Annotated in this window: 22 protein-coding genes; 13 read left to right on the forward strand and 9 right to left on the reverse strand. The window is 54.6% G+C overall.

The genetic code is table 11. The annotated features are described in order from the left end of the window. The first annotated feature begins 5 nt into the window (after window positions 1–5). From JOD69_RS00220 to JOD69_RS00230, 3 genes are all read left to right on the forward strand, one after another. Window positions 6–1,370 (forward strand): HDOD domain-containing protein, encoded by a 1,365-nt coding sequence (locus JOD69_RS00220; protein ID WP_077730288.1) that lies wholly within the window; start codon window positions 6–8, stop codon window positions 1,368–1,370. Between the two features lie 50 nt (window positions 1,371–1,420). Next, window positions 1,421–3,466, forward strand: a complete 2,046-nt coding sequence (prlC, locus tag JOD69_RS00225; protein WP_077730289.1) for an oligopeptidase A — start codon at window positions 1,421–1,423, stop codon at window positions 3,464–3,466. Window positions 3,467–3,769: 303 nt separating this feature from the next. Continuing rightward, on the forward strand, window positions 3,770–5,281 hold the full coding sequence (locus JOD69_RS00230; RefSeq protein WP_168183718.1) for a glycosyltransferase family 39 protein: 1,512 nt from the start codon (window positions 3,770–3,772) through the stop codon (window positions 5,279–5,281). 42 nt (window positions 5,282–5,323) lie between these two features. Here JOD69_RS00230 and crp read toward each other — a convergent pair whose 3' ends face one another. Then, window positions 5,324–5,971, reverse strand: coding sequence for a cAMP-activated global transcriptional regulator CRP (gene crp, locus JOD69_RS00235; protein WP_077730291.1), 648 nt, complete (start codon window positions 5,969–5,971; stop codon window positions 5,324–5,326). 118 nt (window positions 5,972–6,089) lie between these two features. Between crp and JOD69_RS00240 the strand changes: the two genes are divergently transcribed. Together JOD69_RS00240 and speD are read left to right on the forward strand one after the other, a co-directional pair. Next, on the forward strand, window positions 6,090–6,509 hold the full coding sequence (locus JOD69_RS00240; RefSeq protein WP_077730292.1) for an OsmC family protein: 420 nt from the start codon (window positions 6,090–6,092) through the stop codon (window positions 6,507–6,509). 103 nt (window positions 6,510–6,612) lie between these two features. Beyond that, window positions 6,613–7,419 carry an adenosylmethionine decarboxylase gene (gene speD / locus JOD69_RS00245; RefSeq protein WP_240502507.1) on the forward strand — a complete coding sequence of 269 codons (807 nt, stop codon included), beginning with the start codon at window positions 6,613–6,615 and terminating at the stop codon, window positions 7,417–7,419. A 69-nt stretch (window positions 7,420–7,488) separates the two neighbouring features. On the opposite strand, the gene JOD69_RS00250 is transcribed toward speD, so the two are convergent. The 8 genes from JOD69_RS00250 to JOD69_RS00285 are packed head-to-tail and all read right to left on the reverse strand — an operon-like array spanning window position 7,489 to window position 14,410. After that, window positions 7,489–8,724 (reverse strand): (Fe-S)-binding protein, encoded by a 1,236-nt coding sequence (locus JOD69_RS00250; RefSeq protein ID WP_086133161.1) that lies wholly within the window; start codon window positions 8,722–8,724, stop codon window positions 7,489–7,491. A gap of 26 nt (window positions 8,725–8,750) precedes the next feature. Then, window positions 8,751–10,313, reverse strand: a complete 1,563-nt coding sequence (gene purH, locus JOD69_RS00255) for a bifunctional phosphoribosylaminoimidazolecarboxamide formyltransferase/IMP cyclohydrolase (protein ID WP_077730295.1) — start codon at window positions 10,311–10,313, stop codon at window positions 8,751–8,753. A gap of 36 nt (window positions 10,314–10,349) precedes the next feature. Further along, complete coding sequence (locus tag JOD69_RS00260) at window positions 10,350–10,640, reverse strand: helix-turn-helix domain-containing protein (protein WP_077730296.1); 291 nt, start codon at window positions 10,638–10,640, stop codon at window positions 10,350–10,352. Beyond that, a complete protein-coding gene (gene dusB / locus JOD69_RS00265; protein ID WP_086133160.1) occupies window positions 10,637–11,617 on the reverse strand; it encodes a tRNA dihydrouridine synthase DusB in 981 nt (326 codons plus the stop codon). Before dusB ends, JOD69_RS00260 begins: the two co-directional genes overlap by 4 nt. 10 nt (window positions 11,618–11,627) lie before the next feature. Beyond that, complete coding sequence (locus JOD69_RS00270; protein ID WP_077730298.1) at window positions 11,628–12,308, reverse strand: TIGR04282 family arsenosugar biosynthesis glycosyltransferase; 681 nt, start codon at window positions 12,306–12,308, stop codon at window positions 11,628–11,630. Window positions 12,309–12,311: 3 nt separating this feature from the next. After that, window positions 12,312–13,091, reverse strand: coding sequence for a sterol desaturase family protein (locus tag JOD69_RS00275; RefSeq protein ID WP_077730299.1), 780 nt, complete (start codon window positions 13,089–13,091; stop codon window positions 12,312–12,314). Continuing rightward, window positions 13,084–13,776, reverse strand: a complete 693-nt coding sequence (locus JOD69_RS00280) for a TIGR04283 family arsenosugar biosynthesis glycosyltransferase (protein ID WP_077730300.1) — start codon at window positions 13,774–13,776, stop codon at window positions 13,084–13,086. Before JOD69_RS00280 ends, JOD69_RS00275 begins: the two co-directional genes overlap by 8 nt. Before the next feature lie 40 nt (window positions 13,777–13,816). Continuing rightward, window positions 13,817–14,410: a DUF2238 domain-containing protein gene (locus tag JOD69_RS00285; RefSeq protein WP_086133190.1), complete on the reverse strand. Its 594-nt coding sequence runs from the start codon at window positions 14,408–14,410 to the stop codon at window positions 13,817–13,819. Window positions 14,411–14,904: 494 nt separating this feature from the next. On the opposite strand from JOD69_RS00285, the gene JOD69_RS00290 reads away from it, so the two are divergent. The 8 genes from JOD69_RS00290 to JOD69_RS00325 all read left to right on the forward strand — a co-directional run bounded on the left by JOD69_RS00290 (window position 14,905) and on the right by JOD69_RS00325 (window position 21,734). Then, the gene (locus JOD69_RS00290; protein WP_086133159.1) at window positions 14,905–16,155 is read left to right on the forward strand and encodes a transporter; all 1,251 of its coding nucleotides are present in this window, start codon (window positions 14,905–14,907) and stop codon (window positions 16,153–16,155) included. A gap of 329 nt (window positions 16,156–16,484) precedes the next feature. Then, a complete protein-coding gene (locus tag JOD69_RS00295; RefSeq protein WP_077731759.1) occupies window positions 16,485–17,840 on the forward strand; it encodes a sigma-54 dependent transcriptional regulator in 1,356 nt (451 codons plus the stop codon). Window positions 17,841–18,392: 552 nt separating this feature from the next. Further along, entirely contained in the window at window positions 18,393–18,800 is a 408-nt protein-coding gene (locus tag JOD69_RS00300; protein ID WP_210023720.1) for a hypothetical protein, read from the forward strand. Window positions 18,801–18,834: 34 nt separating this feature from the next. Further along, the gene (locus JOD69_RS00305) at window positions 18,835–19,119 is read left to right on the forward strand and encodes a hypothetical protein (protein ID WP_077731757.1); all 285 of its coding nucleotides are present in this window, start codon (window positions 18,835–18,837) and stop codon (window positions 19,117–19,119) included. 847 nt (window positions 19,120–19,966) lie between these two features. Then, complete coding sequence (locus JOD69_RS00310) at window positions 19,967–20,374, forward strand: hypothetical protein (protein ID WP_143735235.1); 408 nt, start codon at window positions 19,967–19,969, stop codon at window positions 20,372–20,374. A gap of 35 nt (window positions 20,375–20,409) precedes the next feature. After that, entirely contained in the window at window positions 20,410–20,700 is a 291-nt protein-coding gene (locus JOD69_RS00315; protein WP_077731755.1) for a hypothetical protein, read from the forward strand. Between the two features lie 169 nt (window positions 20,701–20,869). Continuing rightward, window positions 20,870–21,151, forward strand: coding sequence for a hypothetical protein (locus tag JOD69_RS00320; RefSeq protein WP_156881973.1), 282 nt, complete (start codon window positions 20,870–20,872; stop codon window positions 21,149–21,151). Between the two features lie 199 nt (window positions 21,152–21,350). Beyond that, window positions 21,351–21,734 (forward strand): hypothetical protein, encoded by a 384-nt coding sequence (locus tag JOD69_RS00325; RefSeq protein ID WP_077731753.1) that lies wholly within the window; start codon window positions 21,351–21,353, stop codon window positions 21,732–21,734. Window positions 21,735–21,760: the final 26 nt, after the last annotated feature.

The raw sequence follows: 21,760 nt of genomic DNA on the forward strand, positions 1-21,760 counted from the left end.
GAGAAATGAGCTTGCTGACACGAATTTTCGGTTCTAGGAGGCAAACAGCCAGCCTCAAGACGCAAACACCGGTCGAGGACGGGGCGGACGCTTATCCGCAAGCTGCGAAAATCGTTCCTTCGTCACGGGAGGGGATGTCCATCAACTTGGACATCCTGAAAGAATTGTTTCCGATCCGCACCCTCAGCGAAGACGAATTGGACGCATTCGTTTTGGAGAGAAAGGCCGAGGTTTATGGACCCGGCACGATTCTGTTCAAGGCCGGGGAACCGATCGAATCGATTCATTACCTCTTGGGAGGGACGGTTCTGATGGATCTCGGTGACGGGAAAACTTACGAGATCAGTGCAAATACTGCCAAAGCGAGGTTTCCCTTGTGCTGCGGCAAGCAGTACAGCGCCACGGCGTACGCGCAGACCGAAATTCAGATATTGCGCGTCGCCAGCAAGATCATGAGTCGAGGCGTGGTCAGGTACGAATCGGCGCAAACTCTAATAGACTCCAACGATGAGCGGATTCCGGAAGCTGTTCGGGGAGGCCGGCTGTTTCAGGCTTTCGCCCAGTCTTACGGCGAGGAAGAACTGCGAATCCCCTCTTTGCCGGACGTGGCTTTCAAGCTAAGGCAGGCCATACAACACGATGTCGACATCCGTGAAGTCGTCAACATCGTTCAACTCGATCCCGCCGTTGCCGCCAAACTTGTTCATGTCGCCAATAGCCCTCTGTACTTGCCTGTTCGTCCGATCAATAATTGCCACGATGCAGTTTTGCGTTTGGGGCTGGCGGCGACCCGGAACCTGGTGACCAGCTTTTGTCTGAGGCAGGTTTTCCGTGGTCAAGACCCTTACATCAATCAAGCCCTTCACAGGCAGTGGGAAACGAGCATCAAGCTATCCAGCCTCTGTTATGTTTTAGCCGCCGAGAACGAAGGAGTGAGTGAAGAGGAAGCCTTGTTAGCCGGATTGGTTGCCGATATCGGCGTAGTGCCGTTTCTCTATTTTGCCGAAAAGTTTCCTCGCGAGTACTGGAGTCCGGACGAGATCGAGTCGGCGATGCCTCATATTCGGGGTCCGGTAGGGGCTTTCTTGCTGAAAAAGTGGGATTTTCCGGCCGATTTGATCGAAATCCCGATGCTGGCTGAAGAATGGTATCACGACAGCGGCAATGCCCTTGCTCTCAGCGATATCGTGATCTTATCCAGGCTGCATAGCTATATCGGTACGCGTCGCATGGCGGAGCTGCCGGCAATCAATTCCATTCCGGCATGCGCCAAACTCAAGGATAGTCGGTTGTCGCCGACCCATACCCTTAACGTCCTGCATGAAGCCAAGGAGAGGATCGATCGGACTATGAAGTTTTTCAAAACCTGACGTGGCCGTATTCCGTCCAACGTATATTTCCATTTGGTTTTTTTGAGTTTATGAGCAACCCATTACTTGATATGGATGGTCTTCCGCCGTTTTCGCGTATCAAAGCGGAGCATGTCGTGCCGGCTGTCGAACGGATATTGGAAGAAAACCGTGCTGCTATCGCGAAATTGCTTGAACATGGAAAAACAGATACCTGGGAACACCTGGTAGAGCCGTTGGAAGACTTGGATGACCGGCTAAACAAAGCCTGGTCTCCGGTAAGCCACATGAATGCCGTGGTGAACAGCGACGAGCTTAGAGAGGCCTACAACGCGTGTCTGCCGCTGTTGAGCGAATACGGGACGGAAATCGGCCAAAACGAGGAATTGTACGCGGCTTACCGCGGGCTTGCCGAAAGCCCGGGTGCAACCGAATTGGATACCGCGCAAAAGAAGATCCTTGAAAATGCGCTCAGGGATTTTCGTCTGTCCGGCGTTGAATTGACTCCGGAGAAAAAGTCCCGCTTCAAGGCCATTGCCCAAGAACTCTCCAAACTCGCCAGTCAATTTCAGGATAACGTGCTCGACGCGACGCATGCCTGGAGCAAGCACATCGAGGATGAAAAGCTGCTGAGCGGATTACCCGAGTCGGCGGTTGCGATGGCGCGCCAAGCAGCTGCGGCGCAGGGTAAGAGAGGTTGGCTGTTCAGTCTGGAATTCCCGTCTTATATTGCCGTGATGACTTATGCGGACGATCGGGATTTGCGCCGCGAGTTCTACACCGCCTACAACACTCGCGCGTCCGATCAAGGTCCTGATGCCGGACGCTGGGACAACTCCGAAGTCATGGAGAGGATTCTCGCCTTGCGCCATGAAGAGGCGCGGCTTCTCGGATTCTCGAACTATGCGGAATTGTCGCTTGCCACCAAAATGGCGCCCTCGACCGATGAGGTGATGCATTTTCTGAACGATCTGGCGCGCCGCAGCTTGCCTCAGGCGAGACGAGATCTCGAAGAGCTGAAAAACTTCGCAAGCCAAGAGCATGGTCAAGAAACGCTGGAATCTTGGGATCTGACTTATTATTCAGAGAAGCTTAGGCAGCATAAATTCGCCTTGTCCGAAGAAGAGATTCGAACCTATTTCCCCGTCAATCGGGTTGTTCCCGGGATGTTCGGCGTGGTCGAACGCTTGTACGGGCTTCAAATCCGGGAAAAATCCGGGGTGGATGTTTGGCATCCGGACGTCAGGTTTTATGAAATCCTTGGCCGCTCGGGCGATTTGTTGGGCGGTTTCTATCTGGATCTTTATGCGCGGCCGAAGAAACGTGGCGGAGCCTGGATGGACGAATGCGTCACCCGGCGCAGAATCGGCCAAAAGATACAGCACCCGATCGCGTATCTGACTTGTAATTTCACGCCTCCGACCAATGGCGAGCCGTCCTTGTTGCGGCATGACGAGGTGTTGACCTTATTCCATGAATTCGGTCATGGCTTGCACCATATGCTGACCAAGGTCGATTACCTGGGTGTTTCCGGCATCCACGGCGTGGAATGGGACGCCGTGGAACTGCCGAGCCAGTTCATGGAAAACTTTTGCTGGGAACCCGATGCGCTGGGACTCATATCGGGCCACTATCGGACCGGCGAGCCTTTGCCGGAAGATTTGCTTGACAAGATGATCGCAGCCCGCAATTTCCAGTCGGGCATGCAGATGGTCCGCCAGCTCGAATTCAGTGTGTTCGATTTCCGCATTCATTTGGAATACGATCCGAGCCGGGGTGGCCGGATTTATCCGATACTCGACGACGTCAGAAAGCAGGTGGCGGTATTTGTCCCGCCGCCTTTCAACCGGTTCCCGCACAGTTTCTCGCACATCTTCGGTGGGGGCTATGCGGCGGGCTATTACAGCTACAAATGGGCGGAAGTCTTGTCCAGCGACGCTTTCTCGCTGTTCGAGGAAGAAGGCATTTTTGCGCCGGACGTAGGCCGCTCGTTCTTGGAAAATATCCTCGAGCAAGGCGGCAGCCGCAAGGCCATGGAGCTTTTCACCGCCTTCCGCGGCCGCGAGCCGACGATCGATGCCCTGCTAAGGCACAACGGCATCGTTGAAGCGGCTTAGCGAATATACAAATCCTTATAATGAAGGCAGGGCGAGGGCGACGTAAGTTGCCCCGCTCGTTGTTTTGTCTTTTAACCGATATCCGCAGCTTGCCGTAGAGTAGGATGAACAGGCTCAGGCGCCGGTGCTTTGGGGGCGCCGGTTTTTCGTAACGAAAGTGAATCCATAACAACGACGTCTATGCCATACCGGCCGTTTGCCAGGGATTACGTCCTTCTCTGGTGCGTTCTCGTTTTCTCTGGCCTTGCCTTTAGGCCTCTTATACCCGTCGATGAAACCCGCGCCGTATCGGTAGCCTGGGAGATGTGGCTGCGAGGCGATTTCCTCGTACCTTCCCTGAACGGCGAACCGTACAGTCACAAGCCGCCTCTTTTCCAATGGATCATCCATTTGAGCTGGCTCATCTTCGGCGTCAACGACTGGACGCCGCGGTTGGTAGGTCCCTTGTTCGGCTTGGCCAATCTGATTCTGACCGAGCGTTTGGCGCGCCGGCTGTGGCCCGAGTTGGAGTCGGTATCCCGCCTGGCTCCTTTGATTTTGCTCGGTCTTGCGGTCTGGTCCATGTGGACCACCTTGACCCTCTACGACATGCTGGTGGCCTTTTTTGCCTTGCTGGGCGTGTTGGGTATTCTGCGCGCGGCTCAAGAACCTTCCTATCTCGGCTGGTTGATGACGGCTGTCGGGATCGGTGGAGGGGTACTGTCCAAAGGGCCCATCATCTTGCTGCTCATACTGCCGGTCGGTCTGCTGGCACCTTGGTGGATGGGGCGCGTTCCGCGTTCGGGCTGGGGCGGATGGTACGCCGGTATTCTGGCGGCTACCGTCTTGGGCGCGGCCATTGCCTTGGCATGGGCTATTCCCGCCGGCATGTCCGGGGGCGAAGAGTACGCCCAAGCCATCTTTTGGGGGCAGTCGGCTGGCCGCATCGCCAATTCCTTCGCTCATAAGCGATCATGGTGGTGGTATGCGGCCATATTGCCGATTTTTTTGTTTCCATGGATTCTTTGGCCGGGTCTTTGGCGCAAGCTGATCGAGCTAAAGGCGGATCTGAAATTGCGCTTCTGCATTCTTCACATTGCAGCCGTATTGATACTGTTATCGGCTGTCAGCGCCAAACAGATTCATTATCTGCTTCCTTCTCTGCCCATCTGGGCACTGATCTTCGCCCGGGTATTCGGCGATCCGTCGATTCAGGTCGGGCGCTTTGGTCAACGGGCATTCGGAACGGTCGTATTGGGCTTGGGGCTGGCGTTGGCTTTGCTTCCGGGTATCGCCGGTGTTCTCGGCTTTCCGAAAGCCGATAGCACAGTCGTGGCCGTCGCCGAAGCATCGCCCTTGATCGCGAGAGCGCTGATCATCGGACTGGGTGCTTTTCTACTGCTATGGCGGCCCGGTGACTCGGCAACGATGGTGCGGGCAGTCGTGGGAGCGATGATCGGCGTGGTGCTGGCCGCGCATCTCATTTATATCGAGGCAGGGCGATCTCACCACGACATGCGGCCTATGGGAACTCGTCTTGCCCAGTTGCAAGCGCTGGGAGCATCGATTGCGCATTGGGAAAAATACAGCGGGGATTTTCAATTCGTCGGGAGGCTGAAAGAACCGCTCAAGGTGCTCCACACGCGTAAGGCGCTGTCCGAATGGTTGGCCGCACACCCCGATGGTTATGTTGTCATCGTGTATCGCGGTAGCAAGAAGGCATTTGAGGAGAGTGCCGAATTTTCCCAGCCTTATCGGGGCAATCGCCGTATCGGATTATGGAAAGCGTCTGCTCTACTTGCGCGGCCGGATGTGGTTGCCCGACTGACAGGCTGAGCGGGCTAAACCTTGGCCATCTTTCCGAGCGCAGGCTGTGGCTTAACGAGTCCCATAGACGACGATCGTCTTGCCTTTGGCCGAAAGGAGTCCCTGTTCTTCGAGATTTTTCAGAACCCTTCCCGCAACCTCCCTGGAGCAGCCTACGATGCGGCCCAGTTCCTGCCGGGTGATGCGGATTTGCATGCCGTCGGGGTGCGTCAGTGCTTCAGGCTGCTTGCATAGCTCTATGAGGGTGTGCGCGATACGACCGGAAACATCGAGGAATGCGAGGTTGCCGACCTTGCGGCTGGTGTGTAAAAGCCGCCGGGACAGCTGACGCCCTAGGAGATTCAAAATGCCTACGGCATGTTCGGCGAGTTCGCCGTTGAGCAATTGAGAAAATCGAGCATAACCTATCTCGGCAAGTTGGCTCGGTTCACGGGTCGTGACCGTCACATCCCGAAGCATGGAGCCCATGAATACTCCGATTTCGCCGATAAACTCTCCCTTGTTCAGATAAGCGAGTACGATATCGTCACCGCTCGGCTTGTGCGCCAGACTGACCGTAACCGCGCCTTCGATGATGTAATAGAGCGTGTCTCCTGCATCTCCGGGCCGAATAATGTGCGTTTTGTTGGGATAACGACGGCGATGGCAATACGGCAGGAGATTTGCCAGAGCCTCGTCCGGTTTCGAGAGAGAATGCATAGGCGTTGCGGGTCTCGTGAATGGAAAGCGATCTATCAAGTTTAGCAGCGATTAATTTCGCTTGGCCCGGCGGGGAATTGTGATAAAGTATGCGGCTATTTTTACTCGGGGGTCTTCGATGAAGGCGCGCGTCAAGTGGGTAGAAAATGCGCTGTTCCTGGCTGAATCCGGCAGCGGTCACACGGTAGTCATGGATGGGCCGCCGGAATCGGGCGGCCGGAATCTCGGTGTGCGTCCGATGGAAACCTTGCTGATAGGGATGGGGGGATGTACGGCGTTCGACGTAGTACATATTCTCCGCAAAGGGCGGCACGATGTGCGGGATTGCGAGCTACAGCTCGAAGCTGAACGGGCGGAAACCGATCCCAAGGTTTTTACTCGGATCCACGTGCATTTCGTCGTTAAAGGCAAAGGACTGAGCGACGCAGTGGTCAACCGAGCGGTTCAACTCTCCGCGGAGAAATATTGTTCCGCATCGATTATGCTCGGGAAAACGGCCCAGATTACGCACGACTATGAAATCATCGAAGTCGAGTGAACGATGGACAGGTTTCTCGGTCTCATGAACTTTTGGCACCGGCCCTGCACTTTATTCGTGAGCGCGTGCGGTCAAGGGGCAGTTACAACCGACTACGGGGGTAATCGTTAGATCGATGGAAAAATTGCAGTTACACGGTTTCAATAACCTCACCAAATCGTTGAGCTTCAATATTTACGACATCTGCTATGCCAAATCGGGCCAGCAGCAGCGTCGTTACATCGAGTACATCGACGAGATGTACAACGCCAAACGCTTGACGCAGATATTGACCGATGTGAATGCGATCATCGGCGCCGAAATTTTGAACATAGCGCGTCAGGATTACGAGCCTCAGGGCGCCAGCGTGACCATGCTCATCTCGGAAGGGCACGTGCCGGATACCATCACCAATATCGAGGCGCCGGGTCCCGCGCCGGAATCCGTGGTGGCGCATCTGAACAAAAGCCACATCACGGTGCACACTTATCCGGAAAGTCACCCCTATGGCGGCATTAGCACCTTTCGGGCCGATATCGACGTATCCACCTGCGGCCGGATTTCGCCGCTAAAGGCGCTCAATTATCTGATCCACAGCTTCGAGTCCGATATCGTGATCATGGATTACCGCGTGCGCGGCTTCACGCGCGATATCAGCGGCCAGAAGCATTATAACGATCACGAGATCACGTCCATTCAGAACTACATTTCGGATGCGATGGCGGAGCGGTATCAGATGATCGACGTGAACGTCTATCAGGAGAAAATTTTCCACACCAAGATGATCCTGAAAGACTTCCATCTCGACAATTATCTGTTCGAGACCGACAAAGATGCGCTGACCGACGAGGAGCGTATCGCCATCCAGAAGCAGCTCAAGCAGGAAATGGCGGAAATCTTCTACGGCCGAAATTACAAACTGCGGCGATGAGGATCACGGTCTCTAGCACGACTCCGTAAACCCCATAACTCCAAAAAGCCGGCGCTGAGCCGGCTTTTTTTATCGAACGAGCTGCCGCGCGAGTAGCGTGACCGGATGCAGTACTTCGATATGGCCCAGCCCTCTCTGCTTAAAGCCGGCTCTTAAATGCACTGCGCAACCCGGATTGGATGTCGCCAGGAAATCAGGTTTGATAGCCGTCACCGATTCGAGTACATCGTCCCGCAGGTCTTTAGCCATTTCAGGGTGTTCCAGCATATAACTGCCCGCGGCACCGCAGCAGCGCTGGGAGTTGGGTAGGGATGCTACGTCGAGGGACGGTATGCGGTGGAGCAGGTCGGCGCCGTGACGTTCCGCCCGCAACACGTTCTTCAGGGTGCACGGGGTATGCACGCAAACCTTGGCGGCCAGGGGTTTGAACTCGATGTTGTCGGGCCAGGAGAGTTCTGCAAGGAACTGGCTGATGTCCTTGACGCGCTTGGCAAGATCGGCTGTGGCTTCCAATTGCCGATAGTCGCGCAGCATCGCACCGCAGCCGCTCGCGATGGTGATGATGGTGTCCGCGTCGGACAAATTAAAAGCGGCCAGATTGCGATCCATGAGCTTTCGCGCTGAAGCCTGATCGCCGGCATGATGATGCAGCGCCCCGCAACATACCTGCGTGTCCGGCACCCGAACGCCGACGCCGAGCCGGTTCAGTACAAGCAGAGTTGAAGAGACGGTCTCGGCATCCAGAAGGTTTGCCGTACAGCCGAGAAACAGGGCGACCCGGCCACGCTCGTTCTGGCCTTGTGCGGGATAAAAGTCGTTCCAGCGTACCGAAGTGGATATATCCGGAAGTCCCGCGTCGAATTGGGACAGTCCCAGTGCTTTCAGCAAGCCCGTCTTTTGTAGCAGTCCTTTGCTCTCGCGTCCCGATTTTTCTACCAGGCGTTCCACCCAGCGGGAAGCGCGCTTATTGGTCAGCGCAATCTTGATCCCGGCGGACTTGATGCGAGCCGATGTGGTTTTTCCCACCTCGCCGGTTTCGCCGCGAAACCGATCGACGAGGCTGCCGTACGGAACATAGGCCGGACAGACCGCCTCGCAGGATCGGCACAAGAGGCAATTATCGATGTGACTTACCAATTCCGGCGTCGCAGCGAGTGATCCTTGTGCCCAGCCCTGGATCAGGGCGATGCGTCCGCGCGGGGATTCGTTCTCGTCCAGAGTTTTGTTGTAGGTAGGGCAATGGGGCAGGCACAGCCCGCATTTGACGCAGAGGTCGGTGTCGGAAAACCGTTCGGATCGATTCAAAGAAGTTCGAGAAAAACTGTAACTGGTTAGTGGCGAAAATGCCGCGTGCCGGTAAAGACCATGGCCATGCCGTGTTCGTCGGCGGCCGCGATCACTTCCGGGTCGCGTATCGAGCCGCCCGGCTGAATGACGGCGGTGATCCCGGCCGCGGCGGCCGAATCCACCCCGTCGCGGAACGGGAAGTAAGCGTCCGAAGCCATAACCGAGCCTTGAACGGCAAGTCCTTCGTCCGCGGCCTTGATCGCCGCGATGCGCGCCGAATAGACGCGGCTCATTTGTCCCGCACCTATGCCGATGGTTTGGCGGTTCTTGCAATACACGATGGCGTTGGACTTGACGTACTTGACCACTTTCCAAGCAAACAAGAGATCGGCCATTTCGTCTTCGGTTGGGGCGCGCTGGGTGACGATACGCAAATCTTCCCGAGCAACAACGCCCAGGTCGCGGTCTTGTACCAGGAGACCACCGGATACGCGTTTGAAATCCCATTCCGGCGCGGGAGCGCTAGCCCAAGGACCGGATTCCAAAACCCGTACGTTGGCTTTTCCGCTGAGCACTTGAAGCGTACCCTCGCCCAGCCGGGGAGCGATGATCACTTCCACGAACTGTCTTTCGATGATGGCGCGGGCGGTTTGCACATCCAGCGCTTGATTAAAGGCGATGATGCCGCCGAACGCGGAGGTTGGGTCGGTGGCGTAGGCGCGGTCGTAAGCCTCCATCAGTGTCTTGCCCTGCGCGACGCCGCATGGATTGGCATGCTTGACGATGACGCAGGCAGGCGAGTCGTCGAAAGTCTTGACGCATTCGAGCGCCGCATCCGCGTCGGCGATATTGTTGTAGGACAGTTCCTTGCCCTGAAGCTGTTTCGCCGCAGCGACGGTGCCGCTGGGCACGCCGGGTACAACGTAGAATGCCGCTTTTTGGTGCGGATTTTCCCCGTAGCGCATCGCTTGGGCTTTGCGGAAACGCATCACGAGCGGGTCCGGGAATGTGTCCGAGTCTTCGGCCTTACCGAGATAAGCCGCAATGGCGCTATCATAGGCAGCGGTATGCCGGAAACTTTTGATCGCCAGCTTGAATCGCATGTCATCGGACAGACAGCCGGCTTGCGCTTGAAGTTCCCCGAGAACCTCGGGGTAATCGGTTGGGTCGACGATTACGCCCACCGATTCATGATTCTTGGCGGCCGCACGGATCATGGCGGGACCGCCGATATCTATGTTTTCGATGGCTTCGGCGAGTTCACAGTCGGGCTTGGAGATGGTTTGCTCAAAGGGATAAAGATTGACGACCACCAGATCGATGGGAGAGATGCCGTGTTGCGCCATCACATTCTCGTCGATCCCGCGGCGCCCGAGAATGCCGCCGTGGATCTTGGGATGCAAAGTCTTGATCCGTCCGCCCATCATTTCGGGAAAACCGGTATAGTCGGATACTTCCACTGCCGCGATGCCGTTTTCGCGCAAAAGCGCGGCTGTCCCGCCCGATGACAGGATCTCGATTCCAAGGTCAGCCAGTCCTCGGCAGAATTCCACAAGTCCGGATTTGTCTGACACGCTAACGAGTGCTCGGGAGACTTTGATTTTCATGAAAAGATGACGCGGGCAGCTGAAAATTAAAAAAGATTACTCAATGCCATACTGAAGCATCTTCTTGCGTAAGGTGCTGCGGCTAACGCCGAGTACCAGCGCCGCCTTACTCTGGTTATGACCGCATTGCTCCAATACGGTTTCGATCAAGGGCTTTTCCACTTCGCTGATGACCATGGCGTAGAGATCCGTTGCCTCATGCCCGTCGAGCTGAGCAAAGTAGCGCGTCAGGGTCATGCGTACGTGGTCGCTCAAGAGCAATGTGGCATCGGTTTTGAACTCGACGGCATTGGGCATTGCCTCGATATTCCTTGCTTGTGCTTTCATGCAGCCAATTTCCGACTTTCTTCGTTAAACAATTGGTTTATTAAATCCAGTTGCTGATTGGCACCGTCTTGAATGTTGAACAGCGGGCCGAAATCCGGCGGGCAGGAAAGATGGCTCAGGTACCAACCGACGTGCTTGCGCGCGATCCGCACTCCGAGATGTTCGCCGTAGAATGCATAAAGTCCGTTCAGATGTTCCAAAATGACATCCCGCGTTTCCTCCGCTCCGGGCAGTCCGGACTCGACGCTTCCGCTAAGAAAATGGTCGATGCGACGAAACAGCCAAGGGTTTCCGAGGGCGGCTCGACCGATCATGACAGCATCGGCACCGGTGAGTTCGAGGACGGCCGCTGCTTTTTCCGGCGAATCGACGTCGCCGTTGGCGATCACCGGGATGCCTACAGTTTGCTTGACCTGGTGAATTGTAAGGTATTCGGCTTGCCCGGAAAAGCCGCAGGCTCGGGTGCGACCATGAATCGTGATGGCGCGAATGCCCGCATTCTCGGCGATTTTCGCAACGGTGACCGCGTTGCGGTGGTTGGGGTCCCAGCCGGTGCGTATTTTTAGCGTGACCGGTATCTCCACCGCTCCGACAACCGCTTCCAAAATCCGCGCGACCAGGCGTTCGTCTCTGAGAAGCGCCGATCCGGCGGCTTTGTGGCACACTTTCTTGGCGGGACAGCCCATGTTGATATCGATGATCTGTGCGCCTCGATCGGCGTTGATTCTGGCGGCTTCGGCCATGGCGGCCGGATCGTTGCCGAGAATCTGTACGGCACGGGGTTCCGGCTCTCCGGCGTGATCGCTCCGTCGCAGGGTCTTGCGATCATGGCGCAAGGCGGGATTGGCGGACACCATTTCCGATATGGCGAGAGCTGCGCCGTAACGACGGCATAGCATTCGGAAGGGGCGGTCAGTTACGCCGGCCATAGGAGCCAGAATCAAGCGGTTAGCCAGTCGATACGGGCCGATATACATAGTGATGAGTCTATTGCGGGCGCAAAAGTCTAGCCGGATCAGGGTATGGACGCAAAAATTTTTCCTGCCATTCGTCCATGTTTTTAAGCCGCTGCAAGTCTTCAGGACGGTCGATATCCCACAACGGGGAGAGCTCCGCCCACCGCCAGCGCAGCTTTTCAAGCCGTTGCCGCGTCTCGTTCAGCACCTCCGCTCCGCCCCATGGCATGTTTCGGAACAGTTCGCCGTCGGTCCGGGTCAGCCCGAGCAAGCAGTAACCGCCATCTTCGGCCGGACCGACGACCGCATCGTTTCCGTTCATCAATGCGATGATCGCATTTTCCACATAAAGGGGATCGAGCGCCGGACAATCGGTGCCGATAATGATGATCTGGTTCGCCTTCTCGAGAGACTCGCGGGCAGCGTAGGCCATGCGCGCTCCGAGGTTGCCCCGGCATTGCGTTTTCAGGGCTGCTCCCAACAGTTCCAAGCCGACAAATTCGGGGTGGCCGGTATCGGGAGAGCACCAAAGCTGTACCGGGCACAGGTTTGCGTGCAGCATCTCCCGGCCCGTTTTGCGGAGTAGAGCAGTATGCAACCGTGCCGCCGCTTCCGCGCTTAGAGCGGGAATCAATCGGGTTTTTACTTGCCCCGGAATCGGCGCCTTCGCCATGATGGCCAGGGTGGCAAGCGGAAAACGGTAGTCCGACATACTTCAACGGAACGGCAAAATCAGCAGCCGCGAAAAGTCTAGCAGTTTTGGATCGCGTTGGTCTTTGAGGCCGATTTCCATGCCTTCTTGGCCCAGGAGCGGCGTTGCGCAATAAGTGCCGCACAGCTTGTCCCAGAACGGCACGGAAAATCCGAAATTGCTGTCCATTTCCGGCTTGTAGGTCGAATGATGGATGCGGTGCATGTCCGGGGTGATGAGAAACAGTCGGAGTCTCCTTTCCCACGGAGCCGGGATGCGCGCATTTCCGTGATTGAACAAAGCACAGGCGTTCAAAAGTATCTCGAAGACCAGAATGGCCGTCGGCAATATTCCGAAAGCGATGGCTAAAGCCATTTTGTAGTAGGTCGACAGGACGATTTCCAAGGGATGAAAACGGATGGCCGTGGTCGTGTCGAAACCGAGGTCGAGATGGTGAATCTTATGCAATCGCCAGAACAGCGGAACCCGATGAAAGGCGATGTGCTGGAGGTAGATGGCGAAGTCGAGCAGGAGTAAGCCAGCTGCGAAGGATAAACTGTAAGTCAGGGCGAGTTGGTTGAACAGGCCCCAGTGGCTTTCGAGTGCGAACTCTGCGGCGAAATATGCGCCTCCGCCGCTTAAGATGCGTGCGACGGCGGAGTTGAGGGTCATCAGGCCGAGGTGCCGCGCAAGCCGGCGTATCTTGCCTTCGGGAAACGTCCGGAATGGACTACGCCACTCCCATAACAGCATCATGCCAAGCACGCCGAGAAAGAAAACAAGACGGAGGATAGATTCAGTCATGGCGGTAATATGCGGCGGCTAACTTGGCCGGATTGGTCCCGAGAAAATAGAGCAGTCGCAGTTTCCACATGAGGAGGATAGTACGCACCGTTCCGTTTTGTTCCCATCGCCGGCTGGACGTTATCACCCGCTCCAGAAGGCAGGCGGGGCTAGCGATGCGTTTTAGCCGCTCGCTCAGCGCTATGTCCTCCATGAGTGGGATCTCCGGAAAGCCGCCTATGCGCTCGAAGATGTCTCGCCGCACGAATATGGCCTGGTCGCCCGTCGCGATGCCGGTCAAGCGAGAGCGCCAGTTCATCAGGGTTTCGACGATCCGCAACAACGGACGATTCCCGGACAGCCGCACGTCGAAGCGTCCCCATGCGGTCTGGGATTCGAAAACTTTTGTTAACGCGAGGAGTGCGTTCTCCGGCAATCGGGTGTCGATATGGAGAAATAACAGGTAGCCGCCCGTCGCTACGCTTGCGCCGGCATTCATCTGCGCGGCTCGCCCCTTGGGCGCGCGTACGATCGACGACACGAATTCACGGGCCAGGTTCGGACTACCGTCCGTGCTTCCGCCGTCGGCAACGACGATTTCGATTCCCTGACTTCTTAACGGCTGCAGCCGGGATAGCGCCTCCCGGATTATGTCCGCCTCGTTCAAAACCGGAATGATGACAGACCAACGAACGTTTGCGGGCATGTCGCGACACGAGTCGCGGGACGGTTCGGCGGCCGGCCTCTCAGCTAAGCCGTTCGATCTGTTTGTCATGCCGCCGACTCAACAGTGCAAGCGATATCAAAGCTCCGGTCAAGGCAAAAGCCATGTCCGATTGCGCATCCCACAGATCGCCTTGCATCGCCAGAAAATCCTCGGCCCCGTCTCTCAAGGCCACCGCAACGGCCCATTCAACGAGCTCGTAGGCGGCACTGAGCGCGAGGCACAGGGCCGCCACAATCGCGGCCAGCCAGCGTCGATCCCGAAAAACGCCGGAACGAATGAAAATTTCTCGAAAAACAACCGCGGGCGAAAACCCTTGAAAAAAATGAGCCAGCTTGTCGAAGTTGTTTCGCTGACTCCCGAATAGCGGTTTCAGCCAATCGAAAAAAGGAACTTTGCCGAACGAGTAATGCGCGCCGACGAGGATCAGCAGGCATAAAGCCAGGATCAGGCTATAGGCCAGAGGAGTCAGAGGAAAGAGACGATGCGTGGCGATTACTGCGACGAACGCGGCCATGGCGGGTATTGCATCCAAAAGCCAGACGCTATAGCTGTACGGCTGAACGACCGACCACGCCAGCACGGAAACAAATGCAAAAATAAAGATGTTGAACAATGATCTGATATCTCCAGCGGTTTCCATTAAACATTGACTAATTACGGCTCCATGAGTAGCCTTTACGCCAGCTTACGAGATTACTCTAAGTCGTCCGAACCACACTTCGCAAAATGGCCGTGCAACGTTACGGCCGTATCGAGTTCAAGGAGGGAGCATAGTGTACGTTAAGCCTTCAATCCGGTCGCATCGGGTGTTCAAGGCGACAGCGCTGCACGCAAAGGACGGCACTTTGCCGAATTTCAATCCATCGCCCTTGTTTTCTTCGCGGCATCGATCCGTTTTCGACAAGCCGCGGCGCGCCTCCTATGAAATCACTCGTCTGAAGAGTCAATCTTTCAAAACCTTGGCTTGTCGGAGGCAATCGAATCGTGGCTGAGGTGTTACTCATAAGCCGGTGCTGGCGCGCCGAATGTTTCGATCAGTTCTATTCGGTGTTGTTCCATCAACGTGTCCCGCCGATTTAGCGGTCGGCGGCAGGCAAGGAAGTGATAATGATAAAAAAATGCATAGTCTTCATTTGTGGGGCATTTTTGCTTGCGCTCGTAGATAGCGGTGTTTCCTACGCCCGTACGAAGGCGGGAGCGACGAAATCAGCGGTAGAGGACACCGTTCCTCGGAGTGAATACGAGAAACTGAAACAAGAAGTCGAGGCGCTGAAGGCGCAGGTCCAGATTCTCATCGAAAACGAAACTTGGGAGCGAGAGTCCTTGCCGCAGGCGCAGGCACAGAAAACCCAAGAAGCGGCGGCAGAGACATCCGAGCAAGGGGAGAAGACGGCGACGGCACAAGCCGAAACGGCTCCCGCCGCGCCCAAAAAAGTATCTCCGGAAATGGGGTTGAAGGAGGGGGACCGAGAAAAAGAGGCGGAGGAGGCCAAGATAGAACTCGATCAATTCCTGAGATCGCAAAAGGTCTTGTTCAAGAGAGGCGATCTGCAGGTCGAGTTCATCGCGAGTTACGCTCAAGATACATCCGAAATATCGCCATATAAATTGAGGGCTAGAGCGGCAAGCGCTGGTGTTTTGTTTCGCTACGGCTTGATCGACGATCTCGAACTGGATATATCCGTTCCATTTAATTTCCAAGAGCTAGAACTAGATACAATTCAGCCGTTTTTTGCTCGCGAAGGCTTTAGGCGGCAGGATGGTTCCGGACTGGGTGACGTCAGCGGCAGTCTGCGATGGGGCGCCTTGCACGAAGAGGGCCTCGTTCCGGAAACAACGTTGAGCCTGAACGTCAAATCCAATACCGGACACGAGGGGCGCGGCCTTACGAGTGTTTTAGGGCCCAGCGTAGGGTCCAATTTACTGATCGTAGATCCCAGTTTAGGCACAGGCTTTTGGAATGTCGGTGGCTCCGTATCGCTCGTCAAGACGGTAGATCCGGTAGTTCTCTTCGGTTCTCTGGGTTACAACGCGGTCCTCGAAGACGGCAGAATTGACCCGGGCGATCAAATTCCTTATTCCCTCGGTATGGGCTTCTCGTTGAACGATCGGGTAAGTTTCTCCACAGCCTTGAACGGTGCCGCGATACTGCGAGACAAGATCGATGGTCGAGAAATTACGGGTTCCGGCAGGGATATTCACTCGCTCAACTTGGCCGTTACCGTACAGGTGGCTAAGGGCTTATTTGTGGAACCCTTCGTAAATTTCGGCTTGACCGAAGAGGCCACGGATTTTTTCGCGGGCGTCAACGTTCCGTACCGGTTTGATCGACAGTATCCCCTGCCTTTTTTCCGATGAGCAGAGCGTCTATCTAACTAAAGGAGATTAAATGCTATGAGTAGCTGTTTTATTCAAGGTTTCATTCTCCCGGTTGGAGAAGAGAGTGGGGTGGCTCATTTTCGACTCCTTTAACGTAGTTGATCAGTAAAACATGGTGTTGGTAATAAGCCGGAGGTGTTTGCAAACTGCATAAGAAAGTTTTTGCATTGGATGCGGCTGCCTAAACGATATGACCTAGTTCGCGAAACAATTGACCCAGGCTAGGCAGGCTGACCGGCACCCTGTTATCGGTTTCGACGTTTTTTCTTAGCCAAAACTTGCACGGATCGCAAGGTTGGGAAGATTACATGGAAAGTATCAACGTTCTTTACCTCGCCCTCAAACCAGAGGCAGATGATGCCGTTTCATCGATAAGAAATGCGGTGGGACGCAATATTCATGTTACGTGTGATCCCGCACAAGCTCGGAATCTTTTGAGTAGTGGCGATTTTCATGTCGGGCTCATTCAATTCGAGCCATTCGACGAAAACTTTTTCCAGCGCGTTATCGGCGACATTTTTTATTATCCGGAAGGGTCATCCATGCAGTGGGTGGCTTTGGTATCTTCGTCGTCTATGGAAAACGAGGCGGTCTGCCGGCTTATCGCAGAGTATTTCTACGATTATCACACGTTGCCTTTCGATATCGACCGACTCAGGATTACACTCGGTCATGCATCCGGCATGGCGGGAGTTAGAAGGAAGGTATTTCCGCGTACAAGCGAATGGCTCAACAAAAGCGAGTTGATCGGCTCAAGCCCGGCCATGAGGCGGGTACTTCACAGTATCGACAAAGTTTTATCTTATGACTTGCCAGTTTTGATCACGGGAGAAAGCGGCACCGGCAAGGAATTGGCCGCGTTAGCCATTCACAATCATTCACCACGTTCCGAAGGACCTTTTGTTGCCGTCAACTGCGCCGCTTTGCCGTCCAATCTGATTCAGTCGGAACTTTTCGGTTACGAGAAAGGCGCTTTCACCGGTGCCCATCAGCGAAAACTGGGATTAATCGAAAAAGCCGGAGGGGGTACTCTTTTTCTGGATGAAACCGGTGAATTACCGCTTGATTTGCAAGCCAATCTTCTTCGCTTTCTCCAGCAGAAAACCATTTATCGAGTCGGCGGCCACGAAGAGATTGCCGTCGACGTCAGAATCATTTCGGCAACCCATGTCGACCTAGAGGAAGCTGTCCGCAAAGGGCGTTTCAGGGAAGATCTTTATTATCGACTCAATGTCTTGAGGGTTACCATGCCGCCTTTGCGTGACCGGGGTTACGATATTGAATTACTGGCGGAGTACTTTCTAAATAGTTTCAAGAAACAAAATGTCTGTAAGGCAAGGCAGTTCAGTCGGCGTGCGTTGAAGGTGATGCGGCACTACAGTTGGCCTGGAAACGTGCGCGAATTGAAAAACCGCGTAGAGCGTGCGCTGGTCATGTGCGACGACGCGTATATTTCGCCGGCGGATTTGGGTTTGGAGGAATATTCGCCGCAGCCTCTCGCGCTAAACCTGAAGGCTGTCAAGGATCAGGCAGAGAAGGACATACTCCACCGGGTATTAGATCAGGCGGGCGACAGCGTAGTGACGGCTGCTCAAATATTGGGGGTATCCCATGTTACGCTTTACCGGTTGATCAAGAAGCACGATATTAAACTTCAAAAATAATTTTTTCCATTTAAAAAACCTGTCGTTACGGTTGAGCTAGCGAAGCAGGAAAATCCTTTTACCCGTTTGACCGACGCACGTCTGGCTGCCTCGGAGAGAATTTGCAGCGATGGTGATATGCCTGCGCGCCTGCAAATTACCTCTGATACTCTCTTGGTTATGCTCTTCGGTTTTTGCGGCATTGGCTCAACTAAGGGCCATGATTGCTCGTTGCACGGGAGTGTCTTTAAGGATTTGTTAGTCGGCTTTTTTCAAAAAGTTAAATTCACTGAAAATATTAGTCACTCAATATAATCAGTCACTTAGAGTTGCTGGCGGTATAACTGAAGGATGGGAATAACAAAATTGTAAAAGTGGGCCGGTGTTTCGGGAGCCGCCTGGTTGGCGCGAGGCACTCGGGCCGGAAGCCAAGGACGCGGCGGGGCCGCTTCGAGGAATCTCAGCTTTGGGGCAGGGGGTAACCGTTTTGTTATACCGAATTCACCGCGATAAAGTCCTGTGATATGACCGGGTTATTCACCCTATTACAGCCGTGTAACACGGGTGGCAGTTATGGCCGGAGCGCTGACGTACCTTAACGGGAATGGGGCGGTTTTAGATCGGCTTGTTTCGTCTGGCTTACGCCCTTTAAACCCGGAAATAAAGGCGTGGCTCAATACCTCAGGCAACGCGGTGCGTTTACCTTTTTCAAAAACGTACATTTTCAAGCTGGAAAGCGGGCGGTGGAGGTATGTCATGCCGGCGGAATCTGGGGCGGCGGCAGGGGCGGCGCATATGGAAAATAAAAAACTCGTTTTAAAACAATTGAAAATGGCTGGTCGGGATTCTGGTGGTCAAAGGTGGCACGAGGTCTGCAATATGGTTATCGGTCGCAAGGATGCGACTCGAACAAAAGGGAATTTGATAACTGTGATCTTGCTGCGCACTGTTCTGAGGAACGGGTGCGATGGTAAGGGATGAATTCATTAGGCAAGACCTAGAAAGGAGTTCGATTATGAAATCGTATGCATTGGCTGCTGTGTTGTCTTCGGTGATGGTTGCCGGTCCGGCGTTGGCCGACAACGATTTTCGTGCTTTGGGGCAGGTGTCCAATCTGACGCCGATGACGGAAACGCAGCTCGCGGCCGTCGAGGGCGGCCAGTCTTGCTCGGGTGGTTTATTCAATCTTGCGAACACCTGTCTTAACGTAGCCGTACCTACCGTAGTTGCAATTAACCTGGGCATTTTGGGGAGTCCCAGCCAGTATATTAAGCAAATCACGTCACAGTATATTCAATAACAGCGAACTCGGAGTCCCGATGGCATCCTGATCGGGACCGGGGAATCAGGCGGGGGGCGATCATCAGTCGGCCCTCGCCTTTTTGATGAGAGCCTGGCGAGAGCCGAATGGGTTGAAAGTATCGGCTTGAAAGGTTGTTTTTATACGGAAAATGGGTATCGATGCGAATTCAGCACGATATCCTCAGAGCGCAAGAGTCTATATCGTAAAGCAATCCATTTTCTGTTTTGAGCGTTATTTCGTTCCCCAAATCTTCGGGTATTCCCTGTTGTGTTTTATCGGTTGATCAATAAGCACGATATCAAACTTCAAAAATAACTCTCCTCATTTACAAAAGCCTGCCATCGTGGCCGAGATTGCGGAGCGGAAAATCGGCTGTTGTCGGTACTGCTTCGAACGTCCGTAAGCGCTGTTGATATTCCCTACATTAACCCCGGTACGTCCAAATCGGTATCTTGCTGTTCTTTCTTCGCCGTGTCGGCGAAGAAGAGCGCCCCGACTGCCCGCTGACTGGAGTGGATCTAAACGCCCGGCAGCTCGGCAATATCAAGAAGTTAAATTCACCGAAAATATTAGTCACTCAATATAATCAGTCACTTAGAGTTGCTGGCGGTATAACTGAAGGATGGGAATAACAAAATTGTAAAAGTGGGCCGGTGTTTCGGGAGCCGCCTGGTTGGCGCGAGGCACTCGGACCGGAAGCCAAGGACGCGGCGGGGCCGCTTCGAGGAATCTCAGCTTTGGGGCAGGGGGTAACCGTTTTGTTATACCGAATTCACCGCGATAAAGTCCTGTGATATGACCGGGTTATTCACCCTATTACAGCCGTGTAACACGGGTGGCGGTTATGGCCGGAGCGCTGACGTACCTTAACGGGAATGGAGCGGTTTTAGATCGGCTTGTTTCGTCTGGCTTACGCCATTTAAACCCGGAAATAAAGGCGTGGCTCAATACCTCAGGCAACGCGGTGTGTTTACCTTTTTCAAAAACGTACATTTTCAAGCTGGAAAGCGGGCGGTGGAGGTATGTCATGCCGGCGGAATCTGGAGCGGCGGCAGGGGCGGCGCATATGGAAAATAAAAAACTCGTTTTAAAACAATTGAAAATGGCTGGTCGGGATTCTGGTGGTCAAAGGTGGCACGAGGTCTGCAATATGGTTATTGGTCGCAAGGATGCGACTCGAACAAAAGGGAATTTGATAACTGTGATCTTGCTGCGCACTGTTCTGAGGAACGGGTGCGATAGTAAGGGATGAATGCATTAGGCAAGACCTAGATAAGGAGTTCGATTATGAAATCGTATGCATTGGCTGCTGTGTTGTCTTCGGTGATGGTTGCCGGTCCGGCGTTGGCCGACAACGATTTTCGTGCTTTGGGGCAGGTGTCCAATCTGACGCCGATGACTGAAACGCAGCTCGCGGCCGTCGAGGGCGGTCAGTCTTGCTCTGGTCTTCTGAGTTTCGCGAACACCTGTCTTAACGTAGCCGTACCTACGATCACCGCGTACAACGTGAGTTTTCTCGGGCTACTTGGAGCTACCACCCAGAGCATTAAGCAAGTTACAAACCAGTATATTCAATAACGGCGAACTCGGAATCCCGATGGCATCCTGATCGGGACCGGGGAATCAGGCGGGGGGCGATCATCAGTCGGCCCTCGCCTTTGTGATAAGTCGGCGGCATACCTCGTTTGAACTCGGGGCTAATGTGTCGTCAAAATCGAATTGTTCATGCAGGAAAAGGAGTTCGATCATGAAAGCATATGCATTGGTTGCTGTGTTGTCTTCGGTGATGGTTGCCGGCCCGGCGTTGGCCGACAACGATTTTCGTGCTTTGGGGCAGGTGTCCAATCTGACGCCGATGACTGAAACGCAGCTCGCGGCCGTCGAGGGCGGTCAGTCTTGCTCTGGTTTTTTCAGTATTGGAAACACATGCCTCAATGTAGCCGTACCTACGATAACTGCGGTTAATCTGAGCCTCTTCGGACGAGCCTTCCAGGATATCGTACAGGTCACGAACCAGAGTATCCACTAACGGCAAACTCGGGGTCCCGACGGCATCCTGATCGGGACCGGGGAGTCAGGCGGGGGCGGTCAGTCCGTCCCCGCCTTTTTGCTGAACACGCGGTGAGAAACGAACGGGACCCAAGGATTGGCTCGCGAGCTTTTTTTCGCTACACCGTCTAAGGCGTATTGACCAACAATGGATCACTAAGGAAATCATGGAGAGACCTATGAAAACCTTATTCATACCGGGTGGCTTGATAACGCTTTCGTTATTGTCCATGATCTCGGTCCATGCTGAGTCCGATTTTCATGCGATGGAGAAGCTTTCCCTGCAAGATGCGGATATCGTGTCGTCTTGGCTGAACGACAGTGAGCTCGATCGAGTAGAGGGAGGGCTGGATATTTTGAGTGTCGCGTCAGGTCTGGGTGACACGGAGGTGCTGACGCAAGCCTATCTGGCGCAGGCGGCGCTTCAAAACGCCATGAACACGTCAGCAGCCGATGGCGGCATTACGCAAAATCAGGTGGACAGGACAACATCGCTACGTCAGGCTTGCGAATCACAAGCATGCACTCAAAGTGCGAACCTAACGACTAATTCGCGGATTTAGTGGTATAAGGAAACATCGTCCATCGC

It is taken from the genome of Methylocaldum sp. RMAD-M (assembly GCF_017832375.1).
GTDB lineage: Bacteria > Pseudomonadota > Gammaproteobacteria > Methylococcales > Methylococcaceae > Methylocaldum.

What these genes read in the sequence shown, in the direction of transcription:
- JOD69_RS00220 (WP_077730288.1), top strand. Translation starts at nt 6, where the DNA reads ATGAGCTTGCTGACACGAATTTTCGGTTCTAGGAGGCAAACAGCCAGC.
- prlC (WP_077730289.1), top strand. Translation starts at nt 1,421, where the DNA reads ATGAGCAACCCATTACTTGATATGGATGGTCTTCCGCCGTTTTCGCGT.
- JOD69_RS00230 (WP_168183718.1), top strand. Translation starts at nt 3,770, where the DNA reads ATGTGGCTGCGAGGCGATTTCCTCGTACCTTCCCTGAACGGCGAACCG.
- crp (WP_077730291.1), bottom strand. Translation starts at nt 5,971, where the DNA reads ATGCATTCTCTCTCGAAACCGGACGAGGCTCTGGCAAATCTCCTGCCG.
- JOD69_RS00240 (WP_077730292.1), top strand. Translation starts at nt 6,090, where the DNA reads ATGAAGGCGCGCGTCAAGTGGGTAGAAAATGCGCTGTTCCTGGCTGAA.
- purH (WP_077730295.1), bottom strand. Translation starts at nt 10,313, where the DNA reads ATGAAAATCAAAGTCTCCCGAGCACTCGTTAGCGTGTCAGACAAATCC.
- JOD69_RS00260 (WP_077730296.1), bottom strand. Translation starts at nt 10,640, where the DNA reads ATGAAAGCACAAGCAAGGAATATCGAGGCAATGCCCAATGCCGTCGAG.
- dusB (WP_086133160.1), bottom strand. Translation starts at nt 11,617, where the DNA reads ATGTATATCGGCCCGTATCGACTGGCTAACCGCTTGATTCTGGCTCCT.
- JOD69_RS00270 (WP_077730298.1), bottom strand. Translation starts at nt 12,308, where the DNA reads ATGTCGGACTACCGTTTTCCGCTTGCCACCCTGGCCATCATGGCGAAG.
- JOD69_RS00275 (WP_077730299.1), bottom strand. Translation starts at nt 13,091, where the DNA reads ATGACTGAATCTATCCTCCGTCTTGTTTTCTTTCTCGGCGTGCTTGGC.
- JOD69_RS00280 (WP_077730300.1), bottom strand. Translation starts at nt 13,776, where the DNA reads ATGCCCGCAAACGTTCGTTGGTCTGTCATCATTCCGGTTTTGAACGAG.
- JOD69_RS00290 (WP_086133159.1), top strand. Translation starts at nt 14,905, where the DNA reads ATGATAAAAAAATGCATAGTCTTCATTTGTGGGGCATTTTTGCTTGCG.
- JOD69_RS00295 (WP_077731759.1), top strand. Translation starts at nt 16,485, where the DNA reads ATGGAAAGTATCAACGTTCTTTACCTCGCCCTCAAACCAGAGGCAGAT.
- JOD69_RS00300 (WP_210023720.1), top strand. Translation starts at nt 18,393, where the DNA reads ATGGCCGGAGCGCTGACGTACCTTAACGGGAATGGGGCGGTTTTAGAT.
- JOD69_RS00305 (WP_077731757.1), top strand. Translation starts at nt 18,835, where the DNA reads ATGAAATCGTATGCATTGGCTGCTGTGTTGTCTTCGGTGATGGTTGCC.
- JOD69_RS00310 (WP_143735235.1), top strand. Translation starts at nt 19,967, where the DNA reads ATGGCCGGAGCGCTGACGTACCTTAACGGGAATGGAGCGGTTTTAGAT.
- JOD69_RS00315 (WP_077731755.1), top strand. Translation starts at nt 20,410, where the DNA reads ATGAAATCGTATGCATTGGCTGCTGTGTTGTCTTCGGTGATGGTTGCC.
- JOD69_RS00320 (WP_156881973.1), top strand. Translation starts at nt 20,870, where the DNA reads ATGAAAGCATATGCATTGGTTGCTGTGTTGTCTTCGGTGATGGTTGCC.
- JOD69_RS00325 (WP_077731753.1), top strand. Translation starts at nt 21,351, where the DNA reads ATGAAAACCTTATTCATACCGGGTGGCTTGATAACGCTTTCGTTATTG.